The following is a 24,653-nucleotide window of genomic DNA, read 5'->3' on the forward strand; positions in this document are numbered from 1 at the left end:
TGGTACTTTGATATTAACTATCAAGAATGCTGCCGCCAATTGACGGCATTTATATTTATAGCTTTTCAATATTATTTAAATAGTTGTTAGCTTGCTCTAAGGTTTCTTGGCGCAATGATTCATCTTGTTTATCCCAATTACGATAAACCATGCCTATTCGTGGGTTTTTCTCAAGTCGCTCTCGGTGTTTTTGCATAAACTGCCAGTAGAGGCTGTTTAGCGGGCACGCGTCTTTACCCACTTTTTCTTTTACTTTGTATTGGCAGCTTTTACAGTAGTCACTCATTTTATTTATATAGTTGCCGCTAGCAGCATAAGGCTTAGTGGCAATGATGCCATCGTCAGCAAACTGGCTCATCCCTCGGGCGTTAGGCATTTCTACCCATTCAATTGCATCGATATAAACACCTAAATACCATTCATCGACTTCATCAGGATTAATGGCGGTTAATAAACAAAAATTGCCTATTACCATTAAGCGCTGAATATGATGGGCATACGCGCTGTCTAAGCTTTGTGATAATGAATGGCTTAAGCAATTCATTTTTGTTTTACCATTCCAAAAATAACTCGGTAGTAAACGAGTTGCATTAAGCTGGTTTTTGTTGGCGTAATCGGGCATGTTTTTCCAATACACGCCACGCACATATTCGCGCCAACCCAGTACTTGGCGAATAAAGCCTTCAACCTGAGAAATAGATATTTCATCTTGGCGTTGTTGGTACTCTTTAACCACGCGGTCGATAACATAGCGAGGGTGTAAAATTTTGGCATTTAACGCAAACGATAATCGGCTGTGATAAAAGGTATTTTTATCAGGACATTGATCTGTCATCGCATCTTGAAACTGACCAAATCGAGGCAGTAAATGCGCACAAAAGTGATCAAGTGTACTGATAGCTTGTTTACGAGTTGTTGGCCAGCTTAATTGCGTGTTTATCTGTCCAAAGTAATTTATTTTATGTTTATCTAAACGCTCAATAATTGCACTCACGTCATTTTTAAATAATTTGGGTTTGGGGATATCGGCTAAATCACTTTTTGAAAACTTATTACGGTTATTGGCATCAAAGTTCCATTGCCCACCGGCAGGTTTGTCATCTTCCATTAAAATATCAAACTGCTTACGCATTGCCCGATAAAAATGCTCCATAGTGACGTGTTTATCTTTTTTAAAGCGTTTGTCTATGTCGCTAAATGCTAATAAAAAATGCTCGCTGTCACAGGCATTCACCGTTAACTCGCTATTTATCGCGAATTCGTGAAGTTGTGTTTTTAAACGGTACTCATCTGGGTATTGATATTCAATAGAGGTACATTCATGCTGCTCGGCTAAACGCGTTAAAAGAGCGGGTAAGTCATCATCGTCTTTGGTGTCATCTAGCGTGAGATGTAAAACATTGAAGCCAGCATCTTTTAATGCATTTGCGAAGTTTTCCATGGCTTTAAAAAAGGCTGATATTTTTTGCACATGGTGTTTTACATAGTGTGCTTCTTGCATAAGCTCAGCAATAACAAATATGGTATCGTCTGATTTGTTTTTAAACCACGAATGAGCAGGATTGAGCTGATCACCTAAAATCAATTTTAGTGTGTTGTATTTTTTCATAATTAGCCAAAATTCATTCTTATACGCGATATTTTTAAAAGCGATCTATTTCCTAAAGGTTACTTAATAATAGAGCACCGAATGCAATTTAATACAGCGGTTGATTGTAACGATTCAAATTTTATAGCAAACATAGTGTGGGTAAGGCGATAAACTAGGTTGCTTTTTTTATCAACTTATTAGTTATTATGGTTGCTAATTTAGCGGCACATCCTTATAATAGTGGCCATTGTTTAGTAGGTTATAAAATTTACTAACAGCGATATTAAGTTATTAGCTTTTTATCTATTGGCGCGGGATGGAGCAGTCTGGTAGCTCGTCGGGCTCATAACCCGAAGGTCGTTGGTTCAAATCCGGCTCCCGCAACCAATCTTAATAGTAGGTTTAAACTTACTACTTTATATCGCGCATTCTAAGTAATGCGCGTTTTGCGTTTAAGCTAATGAAGTTTAATTTGGTCAGGTTACTGACTCGCAACCAAGCTTGGCCCTAGGCCACACAGTTTTGCGTTTTTTGGTGTGACGCCCCGCTTGGTTCGGGGCGTTGTTGTATCTGCACCGTTTGATTTAATGTTTATCGATTAAATCAAAATTTAAACTCAGTATTTTAGGGCTATAAGCCCTTTTTTTGTTTGTATGGAGGATTTTCGTGACAAAACTTGAACAAGATTTAGTAACCATGTTAACGCCTGCGGTAGAAATGCTAGGCTTTGAATTACATGGCCTTGAGTTTGTACAAGCGGGTCGCCATTCTACCTTAAGAGTATATATTGCTCATGAGGATGGAATTTCAGTTGACAACTGCGCAGATGCAAGTCGTCAAATTAGTGCGATTTTAGACGTCGAAGACCCGATTACAAACGAATATGATTTGGAAGTGTCGTCTCCTGGTGTTGATCGTCCATTATTCAAACAAGATCACTACGAGCAGGCGCAAGGAGAGGAAGTACGCGTGCGTACTAAGCTTCCACAAGATGGTCGCCGTAATTTCAAAGGCGACTTAATAGCAGTTAGCAGCGATATGATCACACTATCTAGCGATGGTGCAGAGCATTTAATCATGCTTAGTAACATTGAACGTGCGAACATAATCGCAAAGTTTTAATTCGAGTGCGAAGGAATAGGGCAAGCGAGGCATTACCCATGGCAAAAGAGATATTATTGGTTGCTGAAGCCGTTTCCAATGAGAAAGCGGTTCCAAAAGAAAAGATTTTTGAAGCTCTAGAGTTCGCATTAGCGACAGCGACAAAGAAAAAGCATGATGGTGAAATTGATGTACGTGTTGCAATTGACCGTAAAACTGGCGATTACGATACATTCCGTCGCTGGCAAATAGCTGAAGTATTAGAAGATGGCTCTTTAGAGAATCCATACAGCGAAATCACGTTAGAAGCTGCTCAAGTTGAAGAACCAGACTTGAAAATGGGCGACTACGTAGAAGAGCAGATTGAATCAATTAAATTTGACCGCATAACAACACAAATGGCTAAGCAAGTAATCGTACAAAAAGTACGTGAAGCAGAGCGTGCCTTAGTTGTTGAAGCGTACAAAGATCAGCAAGGCGAGCTAGTAACAGGTGTTGTTAAAAAAGCAACGCGTGATGCAATCGTTCTTGATTTAGGTAACAACGCAGAAGCGGTTATTTACCGTGACGACATGCTGCCACGTGAAAACTTCCGCCCAGGCGATCGTATTCGTGGTCTTCTATACGAAGTTAAACCAGAAGCACGTGGTGCACAGTTATTTGTAACCCGTTCTAAACCAGAAATGCTGATGGAATTATTCCGCATTGAGGTGCCAGAAATTGGCGAAGAAATGATTGAATTACGTGCCGCAGCTCGCGATCCTGGTTCACGTGCTAAAATCGCAGTTAAGTCTAATGATAAGCGTATAGATCCTGTAGGTGCGTGTGTTGGTATGCGTGGCGCACGTGTTCAAGCGGTATCGTCAGAACTTGGCGGTGAGCGTGTTGATATCGTACTTTACGATGACAACCCTGCACAGTTTGTTATTAACGCAATGGCACCAGCAGAAGTGGCTTCAATCGTAATGGATGAAGACACTCACTCAATGGATATTGCTGTTGAAGCAGATAACTTAGCACAAGCTATTGGTCGTAATGGTCAAAACGTACGTTTAGCAAGCCAGCTAACTGGCTGGGAATTAAACGTAATGACCGTTGATGAAATGCGCGCTAAGAACGAAGCTGAGTCAGATAAGTTAATTAACTTATTTACTGAAAACTTAGATATTGATGACGAGTTTGCGTCATTACTTATCAACGAAGGTTTCTCAACACTTGAAGAAGTTGCGTATGTACCTGCTTCTGAGTTTTTAGAAATCGACGGCTTAGATGAAGAAACAGTGGACGTATTACGTTCACGTGCAAAAGATGCATTAACAACGAAAGCCCTTAAAACGGAAGAAAGCTTAGAAGGCGCTGAGCCTGCTGAAGACTTACTTGCGCTTGAAGGCTTAGAGCGTCATTTAGCATTTGTTATGGCAAGTAAGGGTGTAGTAACACTTGAAGACTTAGCTGAGCAAGGCATTGATGAGCTTGTAGATATTACAGAGCTATCTGCAGAGAAAGCGGGCGAGCTAATTATGGCTGCACGTAATATTTGTTGGTTTGCAGACGAGTAATTTATTAACGGAGGTATTAGAGACTATGGCAGAAGTAAATGTTGAAAAACTAGCCGGTGATATAGGTACAACTGTTGATAAATTACTACAGCAGTTTTCACAAGCCGGTATTACTAAACAAGCAGGCGATAATGTAACAGAAGCTGAAAAAGCGACGTTACTTGATCACCTAAGCAAGCAACATGGCGGTACTGGATCTGAAGGTCCAGCGCGCATGACATTGCAACGTAAGAGCAAAAGCACATTAAGTGTGACGGGCTCTACGGGTAAAGCAAAGGCTGTGCAAGTTGAAGTTCGCAAAACACGCACTTACGTGAAAAAAAGTGCTGTTGAGCAAGAGCAAGAACAGCAACGTCTAGCCGCTGAAGAAAAAGCGCGTCTTGAAGAGCAGCAAAAAGCTGAACAAGAAGCCGCAGAATTGAAAGCGAAACAAGAGGCAGAACGTAAAGCGAAAGAAGACGCTGATCGTAAAGCCAAAGAAGAAGCTAAACGCAAAGCAGATGCTGAGCGTAAAGCGAAACAACAGCAGATGACCCCTGAGCAAAGTGCTAAGTCTGAGAAAGATCGCATCGAAGCTGAGCGTCTGCAAAAAGAAGCAGAAGAGGCCGCATTGAAGAAAGCTGAAGAAGAAGCGAAACGTCAAGCAGAAGAGGCAAGAAAGCTAGCTGAAGAGAATTCAGCACGCTGGAAGAAAGAAGAAGAAGAACGTAAGAAACGCGAAGAAACCGCGGATCACCACCTTACGACTTCAACTTACGCACGTGAAGCAGAAGATGTAGCAGATGCTCGCGAAGAGCAAGGCTCACGCCGTGCGAAGAAAAAGAAAAAAGCGCCAGCAAAAGATAAATTTGCAGCGTCTAAAGGTAAAAAAGGTAAGCTAAAAGCGCCAGCGTCATTACAGCACGGTTTCCAAAAACCAACGGCTGATGTTAAAAACGAAGTGCGTATTAGTGAAACAATTACAGTTGCTGAGCTTGCATCGCGCATGGCTGTTAAAGGCGCTGAAGTTGTAAAAACAATGATGAAAATGGGTGACATGGTTACGATTAACCAAGTTATTGACCAAGAAACTGCGCAACTTGTTGCAGAAGAAATGGGCCATAAAGTTATCATCGTTAAAGAAAACGAATTAGAGCAAACAGTACTTAACGACCGCCACGAAGATGGTAAATCTGAGCCTCGTGCTCCAGTAGTAACTGTTATGGGTCACGTTGACCACGGTAAAACGTCAACGCTTGATTACATTCGTTCAGCTAAAGTTGCTTCAGGCGAAGCCGGTGGTATTACGCAGCACATTGGTGCATACCACGTTGAAACTAACGGCAACATGATCACTTTCTTAGATACTCCGGGTCACGCCGCATTTACATCTATGCGTGCTCGTGGTGCAAAAGCGACTGATATCGTAATCCTAGTAGTTGCAGCCGATGATGGTGTAATGCCACAAACTAAAGAAGCGGTACAGCATGCTCGCGCAGCTGGCGTTCCTTTAATCATTGCTGTTAACAAAATGGATAAAGAAGGCGCAGATCCAGACCGTGTTAAAAACGAGCTAGCTCAGCTAGACGTTATCCCAGAAGATTGGGGCGGTGATACGCAATACGTTCACATCTCAGCTAAAACAGGTCTTGGTATTGATGACCTTTTAGAAGCAGTATTAATGCAATCTGAGCTGTTAGAACTAAATGCACCTAGCGAAGGTATGGCTGCAGGTGTTGTTATTGAATCACGTCTTGATAAAGGCCGTGGTCCAGTAGCGTCTATCCTTGTTCAATCAGGTACGCTTAACCAAGGTGACATTGTATTATGTGGTCTTGAGTATGGCCGTGTTCGTGCAATGCGCGATGAAAACGGTAAAGACATTAAATCTGCGGGTCCTTCTATTCCTGTTGAGATTTTAGGTCTTTCTGGTATTCCAGCAGCGGGTGATGAAGCAACAGTAGTTAAAGACGAGCGTAAAGCACGTGAAGTTGCACTTTACCGTCAAGGTAAATTCCGCGATGTTAAATTAGCGCGTCAGCAAAAAGCGAAGCTTGAAAACATGTTTACTAACATGACTGAAGGCGACGTGTCTGAAGTTAACGTGGTACTTAAAGCAGACGTTCAAGGTTCAATTGAAGCAATTTCAGACTCACTAACTAAACTTTCTACTGATGAAGTAAAAGTGAAGATTGTTGGTTCTGGTGTTGGTGGTATCACAGAAACAGATGCAACTCTTGCTGCAGCGTCTAACGCAATCGTAGTTGGCTTTAACGTTCGTGCCGATGCATCAGCGCGTAAAGTGATTGACTCTGAAAACTTAGACCTTCGTTACTACAGCGTAATTTACGCACTTATCGAAGAAGTTAAGCAAGCCATGTCGGGTATGCTTGCTCCTGAGTTTAAACAAGAGATCATTGGTCTTGCTGAAGTACGTGATGTATTTAAGTCTCCAAAAATTGGCGCAATTGCTGGTTGTATGGTTACTGAAGGTACTATCAAACGTAGCGCACCAATTCGTGTACTTCGTGATAACGTGGTTATTTACGAAGGCGAACTTGAGTCATTACGTCGCTTTAAAGATGATGTACAAGACGTTCGTAACGGCATGGAATGTGGTATCGGCGTTAAGAACTACAATGACGTTCGCGTTGGTGACCAAATCGAAGTATTTGAAACAGTTGAAGTACAACGTAGTCTTTAATTGTTGTTAGGTGGTGTTGGACATTCAAGGTCGTACCTCGATAGCCCAACATACCCTATGCTAAGATTTTAAATGGGGGCTAAGCCCCCATTTGTGTATCCATTATTTAGTTAACTTATTATTGTTTTTCAATAAGTTATAATTTTAGGAAAGTGAAATGAGAGAATTTTCTCGCACTGATCGTGTTGCTCAGCAAATTCAAAAAGAAATTGCTGTGATTCTACAACGCGAAATTAAAGATCCGCGCTTAGGCATGGTGACAGTGTCTGCGGTAGAAGTATCGCGCGATTTATCTTATGCCAAAGTTTTTATCACCGTGTTTAACACTGAAGACGAAAATGCAGCAAAACAAAGTGCAAAAGTACTGAACGAAGCAACGGGCTATATCCGTTCGTTACTAGGTAAACGTATTCGCGCACGTATTATGCCAGAGCTTAAATTTGTGGTTGATAACTCATTAATGGAAGGGATGCGCATCTCTAACTTAGTGGACTCTATCATTCGTGAAGATAATGCTAAGCATGTTGATGATGAAAATGACAGCGAAGAAGGCACTAAAGACTAATGGCAAGACGCAGTAAAGGCCGTCCAGTTGATGGTATTTTGTTGTTAAACAAACCAGAAGGCATTTCATCAAACAAGGCATTACAGCAGGCTAAAGGTATTTATTTTGCGCAAAAGGCGGGGCACACAGGTGCGCTTGATCCGCTTGCGACCGGCATGCTGCCAATTTGTTTTGGTGAAGCGACTAAGTTTACCCAGTTTTTACTCGATACAGATAAAACCTATGTTGTTCGAGCTAAGCTAGGTGAACGTACTACCACATCAGACTCTGATGGCGAAGTGGTCGAAACTCGCGATGTGAATGTTACTTCCCAATTACTAAACGAAGAAGTTGCTAAGTTTTTAGGTGAGTCAGACCAATACCCATCAATGTATTCCGCGCTTAAATATGAAGGCAAACCTTTATATAAATATGCGCGTGAAGGCATAGAAGTTCCTCGCAAATGTCGAAAAATTAACGTATTTAGCTTAACGCTTGATGAGTTTGATGAGCAAGCTAACGAAATACAAATGACTGCACATGTATCTAAAGGTACGTATATTCGTACTATCGTTGATGACTTAGGTGAAAACTTAGGCTGCGGCGCGCATGTGATTATGCTGCATCGTAGTGCTGTAGGGCATTACCCTGCAGATAAAATGGTCACACTTGAGCAGTTAGAAGCGTTATTAAATCAAGCGAAAGAACAAGACGTTGCGCCTTCCACTTATCTTGACGAACTATTATTGCCAATGGATACCGCGTTAGTTGATTTACCCGTTGTGGAAATTACTAAAGAGCAGGGAATGGCATTTAGCCATGGTCAAGCTGTGGTGTTGGGTAAAGCCCTACCTGAAGGTGCAATAAAGGTACTGGCTGATGGAATATTTATTGGTACGGGCGAACGTAATCCTGATGGCCATTTAAAATCAAAGCGCGGCTTGTCTAATCAACAACCAGAGTAAAGTTTAACTTGTAGTTATGCTGATAATTGGTAGAATACGCCCGCTTAATCGTTTTGGCTGAATTAGTGATCGGCTAAAGCACCTATTAAATTTAACTTTTGGAGTTATTATGTCACTAAGCAATCAAGAAAAAATCGATATCATTGCTAAATTCGCACGCGCTGAAGGCGACACTGGTTCACCTGAAGTACAAGTAGCATTACTTACTTTTGATATCAACAAGCTTCAAGGTCACTTCGCTGATCACAAGCATGACTTCCACTCACGTCGTGGTCTGCTTCGTAAAGTAAGCACTCGCCGTAAACTGCTTGATTACCTTAAAGGTAAAGATATCTCGCGTTACACTGCGTTAATCAAAGAGCTTGGCCTACGTCGCTAAGAACTTGATTATCAAAAGGGGAGCTTTTTAGCTCCTTTTTTTGTGTCTAAATTTCCTCATGCTCACTACCCACATCGATTAATACCCTTGAAATATAAGCTAAAAGCCACATTGTAAGTAACAGCAAAGTACATAATTTAGCATCACGTTTATCTCTGGACTAAGCTCGCAATTTTACCTGACTTTGTTATATACTATGGCGCGTAGATAAAAAGGTTTATTTACGGTTATTTACATCATTGCCAATTGTAGTACTTAATTGATTTCCAACTGAATACAATTATGTACTGTAATTGGTACTTTGATGAAAACTTAATTAATACTAAAAATACATTTAAGGAATATTTTAAGTGCAAGCAATTATAAAAGAATTTCAACTAGGTCAACACACAGTGACACTAGAAACAGGTGCTATCGCTCGTCAAGCTGACGGCGCAGTACTAGCAAGCATTGGCGACACGTCAGTACTAGTAACGGTTGTTGGTAAGCGTGAAGCTCAACCAGGTCAAGACTTCTTCCCACTAACAGTTAACTACCAAGAGCGTATGTACGCTGCGGGTCGTATCCCAGGTGGTTTCCTTAAGCGTGAAGGTCGTCCTAACGATGGCGAAACACTTATTGCACGTCTTATTGACCGTCCAATTCGTCCACTTTTCCCTAATGGTTTCGTAAACGAAGTACAAGTTATTGCTACAGTTGTTTCTGTAAACCCTGAAATCCAACCTGATATGGTTGCGATGATTGGTACATCAGCAGCACTTGCTATCTCTGGTATCCCGTTCAGCGGTCCAATTGGTGCATCACGTGTTGGTTACATAAACGGTGAATACGTACTTAACCCGACACTAAAAGAGCTTGAAGAAAGCCAACTTGATTTAGTTGTTGCGGGTACTGATAACGCAGTACTTATGGTTGAATCAGAAGCAGACGTTCTTGCTGAAGACGTAATGCTAGGTGCGGTTGTGTACGGCCATGAGCAATCACAGTCAATCATCAATGCAATTAACGAATTTAAAGCAGAAGCAGGCAAGCCTACGTGGGATTGGACTGCACCTGAGAAAAACGTTGCATTAGAAGAGAAAGTAGCAACACTTGCTGCTGATAAAGTAGGCGAAGCTTACCGTATTACTGATAAGGTAGCGCGTAAAGAAGCATTAACTGCTGCAAAAGATGCGGTTGTTGAAGCACTAACAAGCGAACTTGCTGAAGGCGAAACGCTTGATAAGCAAGAAGTAGGTAAAGTATTCGGTTCACTTGAGAAGAAAATCGTTCGTGGCCGTATCGCTGCTGGCGAAAAACGTATCGATGGTCGTGAACCAGATATGATCCGTGCTCTAGATGTAATGACGGGCGTACTTCCACGTACTCACGGCTCTGCAATCTTCACACGTGGTGAAACGCAAGCATTAGTAACAGCAACACTTGGTACAGAACGTGATTCACAGTTAATCGACGATTTAACTGGCACACACAAAAACCACTTTATGCTTAACTACAACTTCCCTCCATTCTGTGTAGGTGAAACGGGTTTTGTTGGTTCTCCTAAGCGTCGTGAAATCGGCCACGGTAACCTAGCTAAGCGTGGTATTCAAGCAGTAATGCCAACATTGACTGACTTCCCATATTCAATCCGTGTTGTATCTGAAATTACTGAATCAAATGGTTCATCTTCAATGGCATCGGTTTGTGGTACGTCTCTAGCGCTTATGAACGCAGGTGTTCCAATTAAAGCCTCAGTTGCGGGTATCGCAATGGGCTTAGTTAAAGAAGAAGATAACTTTGTTGTTCTTTCAGATATCTTAGGTGATGAAGATCACTTAGGTGACATGGACTTTAAAGTAGCGGGTACAACTAACGGTATCACTGCTCTACAAATGGATATCAAAATTGAAGGTATCACACAAGAAATCATGCAAATCGCGCTTAAACAAGCGAAAGCTGCACGTTTACACATCCTAGGTGTGATGGACGAAGCGATTTCTGCACCTTCTGAAGAACTGTCTATGTTTGCTCCACGTATTTACACGATGCAAATCCCACAGAAGAAAATCGCAGAAGTTATCGGTAAAGGTGGCGCAACTATCCGTCAACTTACTGAAGAAACGGGCACTACGATTGAAATCGGTGATGATGGCACAATCAAGATTGCTGCTACAGACGGTGAAAGTGCAGCGAATGCAATTAGCCGTATTGAGCAATTAACTGCTGAGCTTGAAGTAGGTACTATCTACGAAGGTAAAGTTGTACGTATCGTAGACTTCGGTGCGTTTGTAAATATTCTTCCTGGTAAAGATGGCCTAGTGCATATCTCACAAATCAGCACTGAGCGTGTTAACAACGTTGCTGATCACCTTAGTGAAGGTCAGGAAGTTAAAGTTAAAGTACTAGAAGTAGACCGTCAAGGCCGTGTACGTCTAAGTATTAAAGAAGCAATGGAATCAGCAGCACCTGCAGCTGACGAGTCTAAAGACGCTTAATTGCTAATCTTTCATCCAGATAATTACTGGATAGTATAAAAAGGGGCTGTTTAGCCCCTTTTTTTATGCTTTAATGTCAGCAATCAATTGTGTTCATCACACTTATACCAACCTGCTTGGATATGGGACTTATTTTAACGATAAGAAAATTGCTCTATAACTAGGCAAAATTTTTGATATCTAGTTGTTCTAAATGAAAAGATTTTAACAACGTTATAGGGGTATTTAATTCGTTAAATTGTTCAAATATTTATGCCGGTTGGTATTAATAACACATAACAGGAATGAACCTTACAAGACAGCTTATGTCTTATCTATTTGCTACTTACCTCGGTATTAAGGATTTTAATGAGACTTAAACATTTAGCCTTGGCATCTTTTGCTATTTTGTCTTTAAGCGCTTGTCAGGCTACTACTAAACCCGCTGCTATTATTAACGTGCCATTTACTGCACCGCTTGCATCAGATTTTAGAAATGAAATTGCCATTGCACGTTTTTCAGAACTATTAAACAGAGCTGATTTGAGTAAAGAGCAACAAGCAAAGCTCTATTATGACCGTGGAGTACTGTTTGATAGCTTAGGCATGACGACTTTATCGCGAATTGATTTTAACCGAGCGGTTAAACTTAAGCCTGATTTGGCTGAAGTGTATAACTTTTTGGGTATTCAGCATACCTTGATGCAGCAATACGAAAAAGCGTACGAGTACTTTGACTCAGCTATTGAGCTAGATCAAGAGCATGAATATGCGTATTTAAATCGTGGTATTGCCTTGTACTATGGCGATAGAGCGATGCTTGCAAAGGATGACTTTAAAACGTTTTTACAGCGCTCTCCTAATGATCCTTACCGTGTATTGTGGCTTTATTTAGCCCAAGCAGCACAAGATAAAACCGCAGCAATCGCTGCGTTAAAAGCCAATGCGGCGGCCCTTGATGAAAATGAATGGGCGTATCAGCTTATTGCTTTGTATGTGGGTGATTTGAGTGAAAAAGCATTTTTTTCAGGCATAGCCGATGGTGTAAGTTCGCAACAAGAATATGCTCAGCGTTTATGTGAAGCTTATTTTTACTTAGCTAAACAGCACCAAGCCGCAGGCGAGCTTTCAATTGCCACAGATTACTTTAAATTGGCACTAGCAACGAACGTACATGAATTTATAGAATATAAGTATGCGCGTTTAGAGCTTGAGTTGATGGCCAGTGAAAGCGCTGGCTAATTATTTAAAATTAAGTGCTTTATTACTGTGCGCTAGCTTTATCAGCGGCTCGAGTAATAAACAAAATAGCATTGGCTTTTGGCAAGTATTACATGCCAAGGCCAATGTGATTGACAGTTACTGGCAATTCCCTCGTTACTTTGCAAACCACATTTTACAATTACCCTCCACAGCCTTAGCGACCCTAGCGCGTAATAAAATAGCCGATGCCCAATATGGCTATGGGTTGTCATTATTAGGCAATAATCAAACTGAAACGGCTAAACTATTTTGGCAAGCAAGTTTGGATAAGATTACACAAGCACAGCAAAAAAAACTCGCCGACTCGTTACTTTCTCAGCAGCGTTGGCAGGATTTAGCGCTACTTAAAAATAAAAATAAGCTTCCTGAAGGCGATGCTTTTTATCACCTGCAATTACAGCAACAAGCACCTATAGAAACCTTAAGCGTATCATTTATGAATAAGTTAGGGTTTTTACTTGCAAGCGAGCAAGTTGCGATACAAAAGCAGTGTGTATTTAATGTACTAATGCTGAGTGATCACCGTGATGGTTTATACAGGCTCAATCAATTTCGTAACGCGTACTTTCAAAACCCAGAGCCGAGCCCCAAAACCTTTTGTTTTTCAAAACCAGTTTATGTGGGTAATGCAATTAACTGCAATAGCACTGAAACCTCGCGTGCTAAGTGCGATTGGCAGCAATCATCGCTTAAAAAGCAGCTTCCCACTGGATTTGATTTTGCCATTATGATGCCCAAACAAGGTACTGCCAGTGTAAAAAATGGTTTAATGCATATTAATTCACAGGCTAGCTACGCGGTATTTTTGCATGAGTTAATGCACTTTAATGGCTTTGAAGATGAGTACGCTTTACCGGTAAAAAAGCAAGCATGGTTATGTCAGCTTGATGGGTTTGTTGCTCCCAACTTATTTATTGCAAAAAAATCAGATGCCCCTGAAGGGTGGCACAAAAGCCAAAGTTGCCAACAAGGCGGCACTGCTTATAAGCCCAGTGCACTGTGGTCGATTATGCAATATCAGCAGTTAGGCCTATCAGCGCAATATCGTATTTTGTGGCAAAAGCACATAGCACTTAATGCCCATTTATTTGTACGATTTTAGTGATTTGATATTCCGCTGTAAACTGTTTGAAAGCTGAGCTTATTTTGCTACTGTTCATTAATTTATAAGCATTTTTGTTTGATTATTGTCCCGCTAGCGGCGCTTTCTATAGACAAAAACTGCGTTTATCAGTATAACTATATGTATTAATGTTGTTAAAAAACAGACGTAAAACGTATACCCAAGTCACTTTGGTATTTAATAATAACAAGTAGCGAATTGATAAACTTTATGATTCAAAAAGGCCCTTCATTATGACTTTGCTCTGGATACCCCTGTTATCCTTATTAGGCAGTGTTATTTCTGCATGCACCGGCAAACTTTCTCGAAATCAGGCAACGAGCCTAACGGCTATTGCGCCGTTAGCCGCGCTTGCAATTACACTTTATCATGCGCCCGCGGTTCTTGCGGGGGAAACCATTCGTTTTAGCGCACAGTGGATACCAGCCTTAGGGTTAGATATTTCCTTGCGCTTGGATGGGTTGAGTTTACTGTTTTTATTTATGATTCTAGGAATTGGGTTACTAGTAATTTTGTATGCCCGTTATTACCTAAGTCAAAATGATTCATTGCCAAAACTATTTAGCTATTTAATGTTATTTATGACCGCCATGCTAGGCATTGTTATGTCAAATAATGTAATTCAGTTATGGGTGTTTTGGGAACTAACCAGTATTAGCTCGTTCTTGTTGATCAGTTATTGGTGGCATAAATCAGAGGCGCGCAAAGGGGCGCGTATGGCATTAGCGGTAACTGGCGCCGGTGGTTTAGCCTTACTCGGTGGCTTAATGTTGTTAGGCGATATTGTTGGAAGCTACGACTTAGACACCATTTTAGCTAGCAAAGCGATTATTCAATCTCACGACTTATATGAATTGGCACTAGTACTCGTATTATTAGGTGCTTTTACTAAATCTGCACAATTTCCGTTTCATTTTTGGTTACCGCATGCCATGGCTGCACCTACGCCGGTTAGTGCGTATTTACACTCTGCCACCATGGTAAAAGCAGGTATCTTTTTACTTGCGCGTTTTTACCCCGCATTGGCGGGTACCGATACCTGGTTTTTATTAGTCGGTTTGACCGGCTTAACCACGCTATTATTTGGCGCTTATATCGCGTTATTCAAACATGATTTAAAAGGCTTGTTAGCCTATTCAACGATTAGTCATTTGGGTTTAATTACATTATTACTAGGCCTAGATACACAGCTTGCGACCGTTGCCGCTATTTTTCATATTATTAACCACGCGACGTTTAAAGCGTCGTTATTTATGGCAACCGGCATTATTGATCATGAAACCGGTACTCGTGATATGCGTAAACTCAATGGCATGTGGCGCTACTTACCCTATACGGCTACCTTGGCGATGGTGGCTGCTGCCGCTATGGCTGGTGTACCGTTGTTAAATGGTTTCTTATCAAAAGAGATGTTCTTTGCTGAGACACTGCATCAGCAGGTACTTGGCTCAATGTCGTGGCTAATCCCAGTGCTGGCAACTGTAGCGGGTGCGTTGTCGGTGGCGTACTCATCACGCTTTATTCATGACGTGTTCTTTAATGGTGAGCCTATTGATTTACCACGTACCCCTCATGAAGCACCGCGTTATATGCGTGTGCCTATAGAAATCTTAGTGGTACTGTGTATTTTAGTGGGTATTTTTCCACACTTTGTCGTTGACGGTATTTTATCAGCCGCGTCACTAGCTGTACTTGGTGAAGCAATGCCTGAGTATAAATTGACTATTTGGCATGGTTTCAATTTACCTCTACTTATGAGTGGTATGGCGGTAATTGGTGGTTTATTTATTTACGTTAATCGAAAGTACTTGTTCCAGTTCCAAGCGTCGTTACCTCCTTTTAACGCTAAAAAAATCTTCGAGCGTTTTTTAGCGGTAGTGGTCAATTGGTGTCAACACAAAATCCAATCAACAGAAAATGGCTCATTGCAACGTTATGTATTTATAATGTTAGGCGTTGTATTACTTGCCTCTGGTTGGCCATTATTTGAAATGAAGCAGCTAGCTGGTAGCGTGCCTAATACTCCGGTTGATATTCAAAACGCAATTGGTGCAGGACTACTCATAATCGGTGCAATTGCTACCGTTATTTGGCATCGAATTCGAATGGTGTCGTTATTAATGCTGTCGATTGTGGGACTAATGGTGTCGGTGGCGTTTACCCGTTTTTCAGCGCCTGACTTGGCCTTAACGCAACTTACTGTAGAAGTAGCCACTATTATACTATTAATGTTGGCGCTGTTTTTCTTACCGCAAAGTACACCGAGAGAGTCAAGCTCGTTACGCATTTTACGTGATGTGGTTATTTCCTCTACCGTAGGGGTGATTATTGCCAGTATTTGTTACGCTTTACTGACTCGACCGCTTGATTCAATTTCTGAGTTCTTTATTGCTAACGCCAAAACCGGCGGTGGTGGTACTAACGTGGTTAATGTTATTTTGGTTGATTTTAGGGGCTTTGATACCTTAGGTGAAATTACTGTGTTAGGTATTGCTGCACTGGGTATATTTAAACTGCTATCAAGAATTCCACTTTATATGCCTGCGAGCGATAGTGAAGGGCGTCCATGGTCTAAAGATCGCCATCCTATTTTATTGGCTTGTATTTCTCAAAGCTTACTGCCATTAGCGCTATTAGTATCTGCTTATATTTTCCTACGCGGTCATAACTTACCTGGAGGTGGCTTTATAGCAGGTCTCGTAACTTCTATTGCCTTTATTTTACAATATATGGCACATGGTACTGCGTGGATAAATGAACGCTTTGATGTTAACTATCGCAAAATTATCGCATCAGGCATTGCTATTGCCATGTTTACAGGTGTGGGAAGCTGGTTCTTTGATAAGCCATTTTTAACTACCTGGTTTGATTACTTTGATATTCCGTTTGTTGGGAAAACAGAGCTTGCCAGCGCCATTGTATTTGATTTGGGCGTGTACTTAACTGTTGTTGGCGCTACGCTGATGATCCTTGCGAGCTTAGGTAATATGACAGCGAATGCAGAGAAAGAAGAGGTAAATATTTAATGGAACTGTTATACGCATCTTGCGTTGGCGTGCTAGTCACCTGTGGCGTGTTTTTATTACTAAGAGCGCGTACATTCCCAGTAGTACTGGGGCTGACAATGATTTCTTACGCGGTTAATTTGTTTTTATTCTCATCAGGGCGCTTAACAATTAATAAAGCCGTGGTACTAGGGACTGGTGCTGATTACGCTGATCCGCTACCACAAGCCTTAGTGTTAACAGCCATTGTAATTGGCTTTGCGATGACTGCGTTTGTGGTTATTTTATCTATTCGTGGCCGAGCAGATTTAGGCAACGACCATGTTGATGGCACCCTAACTAAAAATAAACACAAGGAGAGAAAATGATTCAGCATTTAGCGTCCTTGCCTGTTTTACTGCCAATGTTAGCGGCAATTATTTTGCTACTTCCACCGTGTGGCAAAAGCTTATTTGCACGCCGATTTATGTCTTGCTTAATGGCTATTTTAACCTTTGCAGTTACGGTATTACTGCTAATTCAGGTTAAAGATAACGGGATTATTGTTTATGCAATTGGTAACTGGTCTGCGCCGTTTGGTATTGTACTTGTTGCAGATATGCTCTCGACCTTGTTAGTCACTTTAACCGCCTTTTTAGGGGCTGGCGTGGCTTTGTATGGCTGTGCTGGTGATGATGAACAAGGTAGCTTTTTCCATCCTTTAATTCATTTTTTAATATTAGGGGTAAATGGTGCATTTTTAACCGGGGATTTATTTAACGTCTTCGTATTTTTTGAAGTGTTATTAATTGCCTCTTATGCGCTGTTAATGCACGGTGGCGGTAAACCCAAAACGCGCGCAGCACTGCATTATGTTATTTTAAATTTAGTCGGCTCAAGCGTGTTCTTGATTGGTTTAGGTATTTTATATGGAGTATTGGGTACCTTAAATATTGCTGATATGGCCAATAAAGTACCGCAGCTAAGCGGCGATGATGTTTATTTAGCGAAGGCAGGTGGTTTACTGTTATTGGTGGTGTTTGCACTCAAAAGTGCGTTATTACCATTGCATTTATGGTTACCAAACGCCTACTCAAGTGCCACACCTGTGGTTGCTGCATTATTTGCGATTATGACCAAAGTTGGTGTTTATGCGACCTTACGTGTATACACGGTGATTTTTGGTGAACAAGCTGGCGAACTTGAACATATGGCGCAGTCTTGGTTATGGGCGCTGGCTATTGCCACCATAGTGATTGGCGCAATAGGGGTATTGGCAGCACAAGACCTACGTAAGCTTACCGCTAATTTAGTATTGGTTTCTGTAGGGACGTTAGTGGCATTAGTCGCACTACAAAACATAAATGCCACCGCTGCATTGCTTTACTATTTAGTGCATTCAACGTTAGTGACTGCTGCGCTATTTTTAGTTGCTGATTTAATTGCAACACAACGAGGTAAAGTTGGAGATCGATTGGTCGGCGGACGCGCAGTAAAACAACCATTTTTATTAGGTGCGTGTTTTATTATTGCCGGTTTAACCGTTATTGGTATGCCACCTTTCTCGGGCTTTGTTGGCAAAATTTGGATTTTAAAAACGACCTTAAATAGCGAACAAGCCTTGGTATTTTGGCCTGTTTACTTAATTATGAGCTTAGCGCTAATTGTGGCTATATCACGTGCGGGTACTAGTTTGTTTTGGGAACGTAAAGACAAAACAGGTGATGCTAGCGATGTTGCCAATGCCCACCCGCTACAAGCGACCGTGTTAGTTGGTTTATTAGCAAGTTCAATACTGCTGGTTATTTTTGGTGATGTGGCAACACAATACGCCCTCGAGGCGGCAACACAGCTTCACGATATTAGTGGTGGTATTAATGCGGTACTTAAGGGAGGTATGTAATGCGCTTACAAGCTCGTTTTGGTTGGTTACCTACGCCGTTTCGTAGTCTATTTTTATTTATAGTATGGCTCTTGTTAAATAACAGTGTGTCGGTAGGGCATATTATATTAGGGGCGTTACTCGCGTTGTTAATACCATTATTTAGTATGTCGTTTAGAGATCCGCAACCGCTAATTTTAAAGCCGGGGCTGGCACTTAAGCAATTACTAATCGTACTTTACGATATTATAGTGGCTAATTTACAAGTGGCATTATTAATACTGGGTCCTTCAAAAAATCTGCGTCCAGGCTTTGTTAAAGTGCCTATAGATTTAATGCATGAAATGCCAATTACTATTTTAGCAAGCTGCGTGTCTTTAACGCCGGGTACGGTAAGTGCCGAGGTTTACCCGCTGATTAAATCGCTTAATGAAGACGATGAACCGGTACAGCGTTATTTATTAATTCACGTGTTAGATTTAGATGATGAGCAAGCGCTTATTAAACAAATTAAAGCACGTTACGAAGCTCCCCTAAAGGAGATATTTCAATGTTAGATACAGTATTACTGATTGTTTTTTCAATGGTTGGATTGTCGTTATTACTTAATTTATGGCGACTTATTATTGGCCCATCAGTACCGGATCGTATTTTAGCGCTCGATACTATGTACATTAACGTGATTGCACTGATTATTTTATATAGCATTAGCATGGGCACGGGGCTGTACTTTGAAGCAGCCTTACTTATTGCCATGCTTGGGTTTATAAGTACGGTAGCTGTATGTAAGTATTTACTTCGTGGCGACATAATTGAGTAAGGTATTAAAATGATAAGTGAATGGATCGTATCAATATTGCTGTTGTTAGGCGGATTATTTATTTTAATTGGCTCAATTGGCTTAATCAAATTGCCTGATTTTTTCATGCGTTTACATGGGCCAACAAAAGCCACCACTTTAGGTATGGCGAGTATACTTACCGCTGCCATGGTATTTTTTGCCAATTCAGTCAGTGGCTTAAGCGTAAAAGAGATATTAATCACTATATTCTTATTAATCACTGCGCCTATTAGTGGCTACATGCTAATTAAAACCGCCATTCATCATAAGCTTAAAGCGAAAGAGGGAACGAAAGGGCTCGATAATATCGAAAAAGATTAGAAACTGTTGCCCATTTGCGGATTAAAAAGCCGAATAAACGTGTGTTATTCGGCTTTTTGTTTTTTGGGTGTCCCCATTTACAACATATATTGAACATGTGATCATGTTGCCGATTCAAATACAAAAAGGATATTAATATGGGTAAGGTAATACTACTTTCACTTTTTATTTTCTCAACTAACTTATATGCAGCGCAGACTGCCAAACAGCAAAAGATTGATGAGCTGGTCGAGGTGATGAACATGGACGCCATGGTTGACTCTATGTATGCGCAAGTTGAGGGCATGATGCAAAATATGTCGGTGCAAATGGGCGTAAAACCAGATGAGAAAGCAATTTTCGACAAATATTATGCTGATATGACCGAGGTATTAAAAACAAAAATGAGCTGGCAAAAAATGCAGCCGATGATGATTAACCTCTACGACAAACAATTTACTTCACAAGAAATTAGCGACATGTTAGCTTTTTATAAGACTGAATCAGGGCAGGCCATTTTGAAAAAAATGCCACAGGTAATGCAAGCATCTATGCAAATGTCACAAGCCTTAGTACAAGATGCTATGCCTGAAATTCAAGCTATTGCGGGTGAGCTTGGTGAAGCACTTAAACGATCGCGAAGCGAAGCAAACTAAGTACAGTAACCCTCAAATTTAGCAGTCACTTATGGTGGCTGCTCTTATCTTTATTTTCTTTCACACTCCCAGCCATGTGCTTAATTAACTGTTGACCTATGCGTTACACATAGGTTTATTATGTTGTCATTACATAACCAGAGGTTTGATGATGTACGTAAAGCAATTAGCCAATACTATGGGCGTGACCCAAGACACGGTTCGTCATTACACGCGAATAAAGCTGCTTAATCCTATTCGTGGTGAGCGCAATGGTTATCAAGTATATACCGCATCCGATCAGCAACGTTTAAAGTTTATTATTAGTGCGCGTCAACTCGGTTTCTCAATAAAAGATATTCAACAAATTATTGCACAGTCGGAGCAAGGGCTGTGCCCTTGTCCGCTTACACGACAATTAATAGCAAAGCGACTAGAGGAAACAGAGCAGCACTTTCAAGAAACACTTAAATTACGCACGCGAATGCAAGCAGCGGTTAAACAGTGGGATAAATCGCCTGATGGGGCTGTAAGTGCAGATATATGTAGCTTAATAGAGACCTTTGTTGATCCAATCTCTGAAGTTAAAAATACTAAGGAAGCGTTATGAGTAATCAACCCACCACGCAAAACTTTATGATTGAAGGCGCAAATTGTGGCAGTTGCGTGGCTAAAATAGAGAAAGCGCTGAAAAATGTAAAGGGTGCGCAGCGCGTTGAAATGAACTTTGCCGATCGAACTGTGCAAGTAGAAGGTTCGGCTAAGCCTGAGCAGCTAATGCACGCTGTCGCTGATATTGGCTATCAAGCTAAACCTATGAACAGTGATTCTCAACAAGACGCTCTAGATGAAAAAGCCGAAGCTGATAACGCGCACTACAAAAAACTTATGCGCAATATGCTATTGGCATTAGGTTTGGGTGCGCCATTAATGCTTTATGGATTAATCTTTGATATGAGTGTCACTAGCAATGCCCAGCGTATTGGCTGGTTTATTGTTGGAATGATGACGTTAGTAGTAATGATTGTGTCGGGTAAGCAGTTTTATACTGGCGCATGGCAGTCATTTAAAAATCATACGGCTAATATGGATACCTTGATTGCGCTTGGTACGGGTACAGCCTGGCTATATTCAATGGTGGTGGTGATCATGCCAAGTCTATTACCAGAGGTGGCTAGACATGTTTATTTTGAAGCCTCAGCGATGATCATAGGCTTAATTAGTCTTGGCTTAGCTTTTGAAGTAAAGGCGCGAGGGCGAACCTCTGAGGCGATTAAACGCTTAATTGGTTTACAACCTAAAACGGCACGGGTGATCCGAGATAACCAAGAGCAAGATATAGATATAAGCCAAGTTATTAAAGGTGACTTGATTCGTGTCCGCCCTGGAGAGAAAATTTCAGTCGATGGAGATGTTATTGAAGGCAGCAGTACACTAGATGAATCAATGCTCACTGGTGAACCGATGCCGGTTAATAAGGGTGAGGGTGACAAGGTTGTTGCTGGCAGTATTAATAAAAGTGGTACTTTGTTGTTTAAAGCAACCCATATAGGCAGCGAAACCACCTTAGCGAATATTATTAATATGGTTAAACGTGCACAAAACTCTAAACCCTCAATTGGGCGCTTAGCCGATGTTATTTCAGGCATATTTGTACCCACAGTGATGATTATTGCGGTGCTAGCAGGCTTAGCATGGCTTAACTTTGGCCCACAGCCGAGTATTGCTTATGCGGTTGTTGCAATAACCACAGTTTTAATTATTGCTTGCCCGTGTGCACTTGGTTTAGCTACACCGATGTCAATTATGGTCGGCATAGGTAAAGCTGCTCAGTCGGGTATACTTATTCGTAACGGTGAAGCGTTACAAACAACAGCTAAAATCACCACCATGATCTTAGATAAAACAGGCACTATAACCGCTGGTAAGCCAACCGTGACCGATGTGGTTACGTTCAACCAAAGCGACAGTACCGAGGTGCTAAAGTTAGCAGCTAGCCTTGAAAGTAGCTCTGAACATCCATTAGCCGAAGCCATTGTTAATTATGCTAAAAACAAAAATATCACCCTTGAAAAAGTCAGTAATTTTAATGCTATCACTGGACAAGGTGTGATCGGTACCATTAATGAGCAAAGCCTATTGTTTGGCAATCAGGCACTAATGAAAAGCCACAATATAGATATTGCAGAGGCAATACCTCAAGCCGAGCAGCTTGCTAGCGCTGCTAAAACGCCGATGTACTTTGCTATTGGCAATCAATTACATGCCATAATCGCAGTTGCTGACCCAATAAAAGAAGATTCAGCTGAGGCCATTAAACGCTTACAAAATAAAGGTATGCAGGTGGTTATGCTGACAGGCGATAACCAAGCGACCGCTAAAGCCGTTGCCAGCAAAGTCGGTATTACAGACTTTATAGCGCAAGTAATGCCAGATGATAAAGCCAGTGAAGTGACTAAGCGTCAATCTCAAGGTGAAATTGTAGGCATGACTGGTGATGGTATAAATGATGCGCCAGCATTGGCACAAGCCGATGTTGGGTTTGCCATTGGCACTGGCACAGATGTAGCTATTGAAAGTGCGGATATAACGCTGATGCGAGGCTCACTTCATGGTCTTGCAGATGCCATTGCAATTAGTGGCGCAACCATAACTAATATTAAACAAAACTTGTTTGGGGCGTTTATTTATAACATTGCGGGTATTCCGATTGCTGCAGGGCTGTTGTATCCGTTTTTTGGTTTACTACTAAACCCAGTCGTAGCTGGGGCGGCAATGGCTTTATCATCGCTTACTGTGGTCACTAACGCAAATCGGTTACGTTATTTTAAAGCGAGTAACTCGTAACTTTATTTATAGAGGACTTAATTATGTTATTAATTAATTTATTAGGCGTTTTACTTATTGTCGCTATTATTTATTGGTTTTGGTTATATGAGCCAAAATAAATAGTGATAGCAATTTAATAACCATTACTGTGGGTAACGGAGTATATTCTCCAGCGTATATTAAGGTGGCAGCTGATACGCCTCTGATCCTGAGCTTTAATTGACAAAAAAGTTCTCCTTGCGCTGAAACAGTGATTTTCTCCCGCTCGAACTCGTGAAACGCTATGCATAGGTAAAAATGCGCCTATTGAGATACCTGCGCTTGATGCCGGTGAATATGCCTTTCACTGCCAAATGCAAATGTATAAAGGTAAGTTATTGGTTTTTTAATAAAACTAAACGTGTCTGTGATGCGTATGCTCTAGCAGAAAATATAAAAGGTTGTAGTATGAATAAATTAAACCCCAAAAAACTGCTAAATAGTAAATGGACGGCCATCCCAGCTATTAATAAAGAAAAGCACTTTATTATTGTTGAGGTCGAATTTGATGAAGACGGTAATGTGATTGAATGTATCACTGAGGCGGTGATGTCAAAAAATCAATATCCTATTCAGTGGCGCGACTTAAAAGATGAACAAAGATGGCGCCAAGGCTGGAAGTGACCGCTTGTACTCATGCCCAAATAAGTGGGTATGAGTGACATCAAATCAGTATCCCGCGCGAAGTTCACTCCCTATTTTTAGCCTTTATTCGCCATACGGCGACAAATCTTTGCTTTTTCTCTCCCCGTTAAAAAATTAATTTATATTTTTTTACAAATAAATTTAAGTTGTTTATTTTCAATTTGTTATCTATTTAATTTAACCTGTTTAATTTCGTTTTTTTAATTTGTTCAGTGGCGATTTACCCCTATAGCGGCTCAGCCTTGTTGTTTTGTGTTTGATTAGAGATAGATGTGTCTTTTTTAGATGATTTAACTCATTGAATTTTAAAGGGTATCTTTTTAGTTAAAAGTAGTTGTTGCAAAAAAGCAACAAAGTGCGGGATGTTTTTAAGTAAAAATCCCATTTTTATTTTTAACTTGTTGTTTATAAATTAAAAAATAAACATGGCATCGAAGTTGTAATACCTAAGCTGTATTTAGCAAAAAGTAATTAAGCTTAGCGCTTAGCCTTACAACCCAATGAAGGAATTACGTTATGACAACATTTAAATCAACACTGGTATTAATGGCACTTGCTTCTTCATCTGCAGTATTTGCCAGCACAGACTTTGAAACCCTTGATGTAGATGGTAGTGGCACAATTAGCCAAGCTGAAGCATCAGTAGATGCCTCACTTATGAGTAAGTTTACAGAGCTTGATACGGATAAAAACGGCGAGCTTTCTAAAGCAGAATTTTCTAAGGCTTAAAAGGCCAATGCTCAACGCTATTACATATTCTGAGTTGCTTAAGACAACCTAAATAGGCAAGGGAGCCTATGAAAGAGAATAACTAGGATGTACGGTTATAGCGTT

General features: G+C 40.9%; 21 protein-coding genes, 1 tRNA gene and 1 pseudogene. 22 read left to right on the forward strand and 1 reads right to left on the reverse strand.

The features are described 5' to 3' along the window. Positions 1-55 precede the first annotated feature (55 nt). The gene (locus AB8618_RS04770; protein WP_409425043.1) at positions 56-1,609 is read right to left on the reverse strand and encodes a cryptochrome/photolyase family protein; all 1,554 of its coding nucleotides are present in this window, start codon (positions 1,607-1,609) and stop codon (positions 56-58) included. A gap of 292 nt (positions 1,610-1,901) precedes the next feature. On the opposite strand from AB8618_RS04770, the gene AB8618_RS04775 reads away from it, so the two are divergent. The 22 genes and pseudogenes from AB8618_RS04775 (at position 1,902) to AB8618_RS04880 (ending at position 24,548) form a co-directional block, all read left to right on the forward strand. Continuing rightward, positions 1,902-1,978: transfer RNA gene (locus AB8618_RS04775), tRNA-Met, on the forward strand. 279 nt (positions 1,979-2,257) lie between these two features. Next, positions 2,258-2,713 (forward strand): ribosome maturation factor RimP, encoded by a 456-nt coding sequence (gene rimP, locus AB8618_RS04780; protein ID WP_008114543.1) that lies wholly within the window; start codon positions 2,258-2,260, stop codon positions 2,711-2,713. A 38-nt stretch (positions 2,714-2,751) separates the two neighbouring features. After that, positions 2,752-4,251, forward strand: a complete 1,500-nt coding sequence (gene nusA, locus AB8618_RS04785) for a transcription termination factor NusA (protein WP_010391392.1) — start codon at positions 2,752-2,754, stop codon at positions 4,249-4,251. A 25-nt stretch (positions 4,252-4,276) separates the two neighbouring features. Then, a complete protein-coding gene (gene infB, locus AB8618_RS04790) occupies positions 4,277-6,934 on the forward strand; it encodes a translation initiation factor IF-2 (protein ID WP_054202155.1) in 2,658 nt (885 codons plus the stop codon). Positions 6,935-7,091: 157 nt separating this feature from the next. After that, complete coding sequence (gene rbfA / locus AB8618_RS04795; RefSeq protein ID WP_008114546.1) at positions 7,092-7,499, forward strand: 30S ribosome-binding factor RbfA; 408 nt, start codon at positions 7,092-7,094, stop codon at positions 7,497-7,499. Continuing rightward, complete coding sequence (truB, locus tag AB8618_RS04800; protein WP_413401536.1) at positions 7,499-8,443, forward strand: tRNA pseudouridine(55) synthase TruB; 945 nt, start codon at positions 7,499-7,501, stop codon at positions 8,441-8,443. Before rbfA ends, truB begins: the two co-directional genes overlap by 1 nt. A gap of 109 nt (positions 8,444-8,552) precedes the next feature. Further along, entirely contained in the window at positions 8,553-8,822 is a 270-nt protein-coding gene (gene rpsO / locus AB8618_RS04805; protein WP_006793376.1) for a 30S ribosomal protein S15, read from the forward strand. Between the two features lie 350 nt (positions 8,823-9,172). Then, positions 9,173-11,299, forward strand: a complete 2,127-nt coding sequence (gene pnp, locus AB8618_RS04810; RefSeq protein WP_413401539.1) for a polyribonucleotide nucleotidyltransferase — start codon at positions 9,173-9,175, stop codon at positions 11,297-11,299. Between the two features lie 348 nt (positions 11,300-11,647). Further along, positions 11,648-12,520: a lipoprotein NlpI gene (nlpI, locus tag AB8618_RS04815; protein ID WP_413401540.1), complete on the forward strand. Its 873-nt coding sequence runs from the start codon at positions 11,648-11,650 to the stop codon at positions 12,518-12,520. After that, entirely contained in the window at positions 12,504-13,643 is a 1,140-nt protein-coding gene (locus AB8618_RS04820; RefSeq protein WP_409425046.1) for a hypothetical protein, read from the forward strand. The genes nlpI and AB8618_RS04820 overlap by 17 nt, the downstream gene beginning before the upstream one ends. Positions 13,644-13,897: 254 nt before the next feature. Next, positions 13,898-16,690, forward strand: a complete 2,793-nt coding sequence (locus AB8618_RS04825; RefSeq protein WP_413401542.1) for a monovalent cation/H+ antiporter subunit A — start codon at positions 13,898-13,900, stop codon at positions 16,688-16,690. Beyond that, positions 16,690-17,037 (forward strand): Na+/H+ antiporter subunit C, encoded by a 348-nt coding sequence (locus AB8618_RS04830; protein ID WP_413401544.1) that lies wholly within the window; start codon positions 16,690-16,692, stop codon positions 17,035-17,037. Before AB8618_RS04825 ends, AB8618_RS04830 begins: the two co-directional genes overlap by 1 nt. Continuing rightward, a complete protein-coding gene (locus AB8618_RS04835) occupies positions 17,034-18,551 on the forward strand; it encodes a monovalent cation/H+ antiporter subunit D (protein WP_413401546.1) in 1,518 nt (505 codons plus the stop codon). Before AB8618_RS04830 ends, AB8618_RS04835 begins: the two co-directional genes overlap by 4 nt. Next, positions 18,551-19,087: a Na+/H+ antiporter subunit E gene (locus AB8618_RS04840; protein ID WP_054202162.1), complete on the forward strand. Its 537-nt coding sequence runs from the start codon at positions 18,551-18,553 to the stop codon at positions 19,085-19,087. Before AB8618_RS04835 ends, AB8618_RS04840 begins: the two co-directional genes overlap by 1 nt. Beyond that, positions 19,081-19,350 carry a K+/H+ antiporter subunit F gene (locus AB8618_RS04845; protein ID WP_008114565.1) on the forward strand — a complete coding sequence of 90 codons (270 nt, stop codon included), beginning with the start codon at positions 19,081-19,083 and terminating at the stop codon, positions 19,348-19,350. The genes AB8618_RS04840 and AB8618_RS04845 overlap by 7 nt, the downstream gene beginning before the upstream one ends. 9 nt (positions 19,351-19,359) lie before the next feature. Next, positions 19,360-19,692 carry a Na+/H+ antiporter subunit G gene (locus AB8618_RS04850; protein ID WP_008114566.1) on the forward strand — a complete coding sequence of 111 codons (333 nt, stop codon included), beginning with the start codon at positions 19,360-19,362 and terminating at the stop codon, positions 19,690-19,692. A 137-nt stretch (positions 19,693-19,829) separates the two neighbouring features. After that, on the forward strand, positions 19,830-20,327 hold the full coding sequence (locus AB8618_RS04855; RefSeq protein WP_413401549.1) for a DUF2059 domain-containing protein: 498 nt from the start codon (positions 19,830-19,832) through the stop codon (positions 20,325-20,327). 151 nt (positions 20,328-20,478) lie between these two features. Next, positions 20,479-20,916 carry a MerR family transcriptional regulator gene (locus AB8618_RS04860; RefSeq protein ID WP_409425558.1) on the forward strand — a complete coding sequence of 146 codons (438 nt, stop codon included), beginning with the start codon at positions 20,479-20,481 and terminating at the stop codon, positions 20,914-20,916. Next, the gene (locus AB8618_RS04865; protein WP_413401551.1) at positions 20,913-23,153 is read left to right on the forward strand and encodes a heavy metal translocating P-type ATPase; all 2,241 of its coding nucleotides are present in this window, start codon (positions 20,913-20,915) and stop codon (positions 23,151-23,153) included. Before AB8618_RS04860 ends, AB8618_RS04865 begins: the two co-directional genes overlap by 4 nt. A 23-nt stretch (positions 23,154-23,176) precedes the next feature. Then, positions 23,177-23,524 (forward strand): annotated as a pseudogene (locus AB8618_RS04870) (cupredoxin domain-containing protein). 58 nt (positions 23,525-23,582) lie between these two features. After that, positions 23,583-23,798, forward strand: coding sequence for a TIGR02450 family Trp-rich protein (locus AB8618_RS04875; protein ID WP_008114572.1), 216 nt, complete (start codon positions 23,583-23,585; stop codon positions 23,796-23,798). A gap of 537 nt (positions 23,799-24,335) precedes the next feature. Continuing rightward, positions 24,336-24,548 carry a calmodulin gene (locus tag AB8618_RS04880; RefSeq protein ID WP_413401554.1) on the forward strand — a complete coding sequence of 71 codons (213 nt, stop codon included), beginning with the start codon at positions 24,336-24,338 and terminating at the stop codon, positions 24,546-24,548. The last annotated feature ends 105 nt before the right edge of the window (positions 24,549-24,653 follow it).

The sequence above is a fragment of the Pseudoalteromonas sp. RW-H-Ap-1 genome (assembly GCF_048318575.1).
In the GTDB taxonomy this organism is placed as follows: Bacteria; Pseudomonadota; Gammaproteobacteria; order Enterobacterales; family Alteromonadaceae; genus Pseudoalteromonas.